This is a genomic window from Candidatus Methylomirabilota bacterium (assembly GCA_035315345.1).
In the GTDB taxonomy this organism is placed as follows: Bacteria; Methylomirabilota; Methylomirabilia; order Rokubacteriales; family CSP1-6; genus CAMLFJ01.
The window spans coordinates 1-6,001 of the sequence record DATFYA010000102.1 but is presented as its reverse complement, the minus strand read 5'-3'; the positions used below and the strand labels follow the sequence as shown (position 1 = coordinate 6,001).

At 68.3% G+C, this 6,001-nt stretch carries 5 protein-coding genes; 1 reads left to right on the top strand and 4 read right to left on the bottom strand.

The genetic code is table 11. The annotated features are described in order from the left end of the window. The first annotated feature begins 220 nt into the window (after positions 1-220). On the top strand, positions 221-1,780 hold the full coding sequence (locus VKN16_13390; protein ID HME95194.1) for an ABC transporter substrate-binding protein: 1,560 nt from the start codon (positions 221-223) through the stop codon (positions 1,778-1,780). A 124-nt stretch (positions 1,781-1,904) separates the two neighbouring features. Here the strand turns inward: VKN16_13390 and VKN16_13385 are convergent, their stop codons facing one another. The 4 genes from VKN16_13385 to VKN16_13370 form a co-directional block, all read right to left on the bottom strand. Beyond that, on the bottom strand, positions 1,905-2,798 hold the full coding sequence (locus VKN16_13385) for an ABC transporter permease (GenBank protein HME95193.1): 894 nt from the start codon (positions 2,796-2,798) through the stop codon (positions 1,905-1,907). Next, positions 2,798-3,754, bottom strand: coding sequence for an ABC transporter permease (locus VKN16_13380; GenBank protein ID HME95192.1), 957 nt, complete (start codon positions 3,752-3,754; stop codon positions 2,798-2,800). The genes VKN16_13385 and VKN16_13380 overlap by 1 nt, the downstream gene beginning before the upstream one ends. Positions 3,755-3,784: 30 nt before the next feature. Continuing rightward, a complete protein-coding gene (locus VKN16_13375; GenBank protein ID HME95191.1) occupies positions 3,785-5,395 on the bottom strand; it encodes an ABC transporter substrate-binding protein in 1,611 nt (536 codons plus the stop codon). A gap of 96 nt (positions 5,396-5,491) precedes the next feature. Then, on the bottom strand, positions 5,492-6,001 hold a 510-nt coding region (locus VKN16_13370), incomplete at its 5' end, for a membrane-associated protein (protein ID HME95190.1).

Below are 6,001 nucleotides of genomic sequence, written 5' to 3'. Positions count from 1 at the left end.
CTCCGCCCTCGTGGGCCGACGCAGCTGTCCGATTCTAGCTCAATCTCCACCGCCGGCGGCGCATGCCTCGCTACCGGGAGATTGCCCGCATCGTGTCAAAGAACATACCGTCCCGTGAGGATCCTTCTCGTATAATCTGCGCATCGCCGCGGCGTTCCCGCTCTTCGTCCCTGGCCTTCTCCGCAGTGCGAACGTGCCCGAAAGGAGACCGAGACCCCTCATGAGTCAGCTTCGCCCGTCCTCCTGCTGTCGCTTCTCCGTCATCGCCGTCCTGATCATCGCCCTGTTCACCACCCTGGCCGCCGGGCCCGCCGCTGCGGCGCCCTCGGGTCAGCTCACGTGGGCCGTGCACATCTCGCTGGCCCCGACGTGGTTCGACCCCGCGGAGACGCCGAGCCTCATCACGCCGTTCATGGTGCTCTATGCCATGCACGACGCGCTCGTGAAGTTCACGCCGGGGGCCCCCCAGGGCAAGAGCCTGGCCGAGGCGTGGTCGCAGTCCAAGGACGGCCTCGTCTACGAGTTCGTGCTCCGCAAGGGCGTCAAGTTCCACGACGGCGAGGTGATGACGGCTGACGACGTCAAATTCTCGTTCGAGCGCTACCGGGGCGCTTCCGCCAAGCTCCTCAAGGATCGGGTGGCCTCGGTGGAGGTCGTCGACCCGTACAAGGTGCGGTTCCATCTCAAGAAGCCGTGGCTCGACTTCATGACGTTCTTCGCGACCCCCGCTACCGGGGCGGCCTGGATCGTCCCCAAGAAGTACGTGGAGAAGGTGGGCGACGAGGGCTTCAAGAAGGCGCCGGTGGGCGCGGGCCCCTACAAGTTCGTCTCCTTCACGCCCGGTGTCGAGCTGGTGCTGGAGGCCTTCGAGCAGTACTGGCGCAAGAGCCCGAGCGTGAAGCGGCTGGTGCTGAAGGTGGTGCCGGACGAGGCCACGCGGCTGGCCGCGCTCAAGCGCGGCGAGGTGGACATCGCCTACTCCATCCGCGGCGAGCTGGCCGAGGAGCTGCAGAAGACGCCCGGCCTCACCCTCAAGCCGGCGGTGATCCAGGCCCCGTTCTGGCTCTACTTCGCCGACCAGTGGGATCCCAAGTCGCCGTGGCACGACGTGCGGGTGCGACAGGCGACGAGTCTGGCCATCGACCGGCCGTCGATCAATCAGGCCCTCACCCTCGGCCACTCCAAGCTGAGCGGCAGCATCATCCCGAGCTCGTTCGAGTACTACTGGCAGCCGCCCGCGCCGGTCTACGACCCCGCTCGCGCCAAGCAGCTGCTCGCCGCGGCGGGCTATCCGTCGGGCTTCGACGCCGGCGAGTACTTCTGCGACGGCTCGTACGCCAACCTGGCCGAGGCGGTCGGCAACTCCCTGCAGCAGGTGGGGATCCGGGTGAAGCTGCGCCCGCTCGAGCGGGCCGCGTTCTTCAGCGGCTACTCGGAGAAGAAGTTCAAGAACCTGATCCAGGGTGCGAGCGGCGCCTTCGGCAACGCGGCCACCCGCATCGAGGCCTTCGTGGCCAGCGGCGGCGCCTACGTGTACGGCTCGTATCCTGACATCGACGGCCTGTTCAAGGAGCAGGCGGCCGAGAACGATCCCAAGCGGCGCGAGGCCACGCTGCACCGCATCCAGCAGCTGGTCCACGAAAAAGTCCTGTACGCGCCGATCTGGGAGCTGGCCTTCCTCAACGGGGTCGGGCCGCGCGTGCAGGAGTCGGGCCTGGGTCTGATCGCGGGCCACGCCTACTCGGCGCCCTACGAGGACCTGGCGCTGAAGGGGAAGTAGACGCGGGCTTGCTGAACCACCCCTCACCCTGCCCTCTCCCTTGAGAGGAGAGGGTACTCAGCGGAGAGGGCACTCGGCGGATCCCCTCTCCCCGCTGGGGAGAGGGCAGGGTGAGGGGGTCCGCTCAGGAGCCGCGCAGACGCGGGTCGAGCTTGTCGCGGAGGGCGTCGCCCAGCAGGTTGGTGCCGAACACCGCGAGGCTGATGGCGAGCCCGGGGAAGATCACCAGCCACGGCGCCTTTTGCGCGTACTCGGCGGCCGCGATGGAGAGCATCCGCCCCCACGACGGATAGGGCTCGGGCACCCCGAGGCCCAGGTAGGAGAGCGCGGCCTCGCCGAGGATCGCCCCGCCCAGCTGCGCGGTCACGAGCACGATGAAGGGCCCCACCGTGTTGGGCAGGATGTGGCGGAAGGCGACCCGCCGATGGCTCACCCCCATCGCGCGCGCCGACTCGATGTAGACGAACTCGCGGATGGCGAGCACGCTCGAGCGGATCAGGCGCGCGGCCCGCGGCACGATCACCACCGAGATCGCGATGATCGTGTTCATGAGTGACGGCCCGAGCGCGGCGGCCATGACGAGGGCCAGCACCAGGATCGGAAGGGCCTGCATGATGTCCATGAGCCGCTGGGCGATCAGGTCGACCTTGCCGCCCAGGTAGCCCGAGACGAGCCCGATCAGCCCGCCCGTTCCGGCTCCGAGCAGCGTGGAGGCGAGGCCGACCAGCAGCGAGATGCGCGAGCCGTGCACCACGCGGCTCCAGAGATCGCGGCCGAGATTGTCGGTGCCGAGCCAGAACTCGGCGCCCGGCGGCACCAGCACGCGGCCGGAGGTCCGCACCGGGTTGTGGGTCGCGAGCACGTCGGCGAAGATCGCGGCCACGATCAGCAGCACCATCAGCAGGCCCCCGAGCGCGCCCAGCGGATTCTTTCGCACGAACAGCCAGACCGCGGCGCGCCACGTGCGCTCCGCGAGATGCCGCTCGGGGACCGCGACCTCGATGGCGTTGATCGCCATCACGCCTGCCCGTACTTGATGCGGGGGTCGAGCCACGTGTACAGCAGGTCGACCACGAGGTTGGCGGTCACCACCACCACCGCGATCAGCATCGCCAGGTTCTGCACGATCGGGTAGTCGCGGCCCTGGATGGCGTCCACCAGGTAGCGGGCCACCCCGGGCAGGTTGAACACCGTCTCGGTGACGATCAGGCCGCCGATCAGGAACGCGAACTCGATGCCGATCAGGGTGATCACCGGCAGCGACGCGTTCTTGAACGCGTGCCGCCACACCACCTGCGTGCTCCGCTGGCCCTTGGCCCACGCGGTGCGGATGTAGTCCTCCCGCAGCACCTCCAGCATGGTAGAGCGGGTGATGCGCATGATCAGGGCGGAGCTGCGGTAGCCGACCGCGAGCGCGGGGAGCAGGAACTGGAAGAGGTTGGCCCCCAGGTTGTCGAACGGGGAGACGTAGGTCATCGACGGGATCCAGCCGAGCGAGCGAACCAGCAGCAGGATGACGATCATGCCGAGCCAGAACGAGGGCATCGACAGCCCGGCGAGCGAGAAGACCCGGAGCGCGTAGTCCACCGGCCGGCCGCGGCGGACCGCGCTGATCACCCCGGTGGGCACCCCGAGCAGCACCGAGAAGCCGAGGGCCAGCACCGCCAGCTCCAGGGTGACCGGCAGGCGCGGCTTGATCACGTCCCAGGCGGGCAGCTCGTAGCGGTACGACTTGCCGAGGTCGCCGCGGACGAAGTCGCCGAGCCAGTTGAGGTACTGGATGGCCACTGGCTTGTCGATGCCGAGCTCGGCTTCCAGGCGATGCCGGTCGGCCTCGTCCACGTAGCCGGCCGACTCGAAGATGATGTCGGTGATGTTGCCGGGGGCCAGCCGCATCAGCACGAAGATGAGCATGGACATGCCCAGCAGGGTCACGCCCGCGATGATCACCCGCTTGAGGATGTAGATCTTCACGTCATCCCCCCGTGCGCGGCGCGGGAACCGCTACTTGGCCATCCAGACGTCCTGGCGGCGGCTCACGTTGTAGATCGAGTTCTCGTGCACCGCCCAGCCCTTGACGTGCGGCCACATGACCCAGTGCTGCTTGCCCCAGCCCAGCACCGGCCGCGCCCCGTCCGCCTGCAGCTTGCGGTCGATGTCGTTGACGAGCGCGAGCCGCTTGGCCCGGTCGAGGGTCTGCGACTGCTCGAGCATCAGCCGGTCGATCTCCTCCGAGCAGTAGCCGGAGAAGTTGCGCTGCGAGCCGCAGCGGTAGTTCTCGAAGAGCTGCGCGTCCGGGTCGTCGATGCCCACCCCGGTGAGGTTGAGCGCGACCTGGTACTCGAGCCGCGTCATCTTGGGATGCCACACCCCGGTCTCGATCTGCTCGAGCGTGGCTTCGATCCCCACCTGCTGGAGCTGGTCGACCATCCAGCTCGCGGTATCCACGTAGATGGGCAGGGCCCGGGTGGACAGGGTGAACTTCAGCGGGTTGTTCGCGCCGAAGCCGGCCTCCGCGAGCAGCTTCCGCGCCTCCGCCTTCTGCTTGGCCGGGTCGCCCATGCCGGCAAGCCGGCTCACCTCCGCGGCGGGCAGGCCCCACACCCCGGCCGGCTTGGGCAGGAGCGCCCCGCCGAAGGTCGCCGCGCCCTGGCGCGGCCCGATCAGGTAACCCTTGCGGTCCATGGCCAGGTTGATGGCCTGGCGAACGCGCCGGTCCGTGAACGGCGCCTTCTTGAAGTTGATGAGGACGTTGTCGTTGACGTTGCTGTCCGCCTCCACCACCACGAGCTTCGGCGCGCCCTTCTTGGCGTCCTCCGCGTTGGCGCGGTTCCACCCGGTGCCCGCCACGTCGAGCTGACCGGACTGCACCGCGGCGATCTGGGTCGAGCGGTCGCGGATGACCACGAACTTGAGGCCGTCGAGATAGGGTCGGCCCTTGACGAAGTAGTCGGGGTTCTTCACGTACTCGACGTACTCGCCCGGCTTGTTCTCCTTCAGCTTGAACGGGCCGGTGCCGATGCACTTGTTCTTGAACTCGGGGAGCGGGACGTGGGCCGGATACACCGGCGAGTAGCCGGAGGCGAGCATCAGCAGCAGCGACGGCTGCGGCTTCTTCAACCGGAACACCACCGTGTGGGGATCCGGCGCCTCGATGCCCTCCACGTTCTCGTACCAGAGCTTGCGCGGATTGACTCTCAACCGGCCCTTCGCATCCGGGGCGCCGCGCACCAAGTCGAAGGTGTACTTGACGTCCTGCGAGGTGAAGGGCTTGCCGTCGTGCCACTTCACATCACGCCGCAGCAGGAACACCAGGTTGCGGTGGTTGTCCTGCCACGACCACTTCTCGGCCAGCTCGGGAATGATCGTGTCGCCGCTCTCCTGCTTCTTGGCCGGATCGTAGTAGACCAGGTTGTTGAAGCAGGGGCTGGCCTGCTGCACGACCGCCACCGTCGATTCCTCGTGCGGCGACAGGCTCGGCGCGGCGCTGAGCGGCGCGGTGACCAGCACCCCGCCGTACTTCGGGGTCTGGGCGGAAGCGGCGAGCGGCAGGAGCGGCACGGCGATCAGCGCCGTCACCGCGGCGAGCGGCCAGAGCGGGCGGAAGCGAACCATGGCAACCTCCTCGAGAACGGGAAGGGCCGGTGCCCGATCGAATGGTGGCGCGGAGTATATCGGAGCCGGCAAGGCTCTGCAACGAGGACCCGTGATCTATCGCGCGAGCCAGGCCCGCAGGATCAGATGCGGCGGCAGGTAGAGGACGAGCCAGAACGAGACGGTGAGCACGGCGAGGTAGACCCACGGGTGAGGCCGCGGCCGGGGCGCCCCGAGCCCGTGGACCCAGTTGACGTTCTCGGCCGGCTCGGTGAGCGCGTAGGTCACCGGCAGCACGATCGCGGCGAGCAGGCTCTGCCACGCCCACGCGCGCCGGTCGTAGCCGAGCCGTGCGACCAGCCAGAGCAGCCAGATCGGCAGCAGCACGTGGAACAGCGAGAGCGCGCGCAGGTAGCGCGGCAGCGACCGGTCGAACATGTAGGCGCTCATGCCGAACATCGAGCGCCCGGTGAGCAGCCGGCCGAAGAAATCCACGTTCCAGGCCAGCTCGGGCAGGAGGACCGCGAGGGCCATCATGCTGGCCAGCAGCGGGCTCTCCAGCCAGACTGCGAGCCCCGACCCGAGCAGGGCGATGTCGGAGAACCACAGGAAGTTCCGGGGACCGTA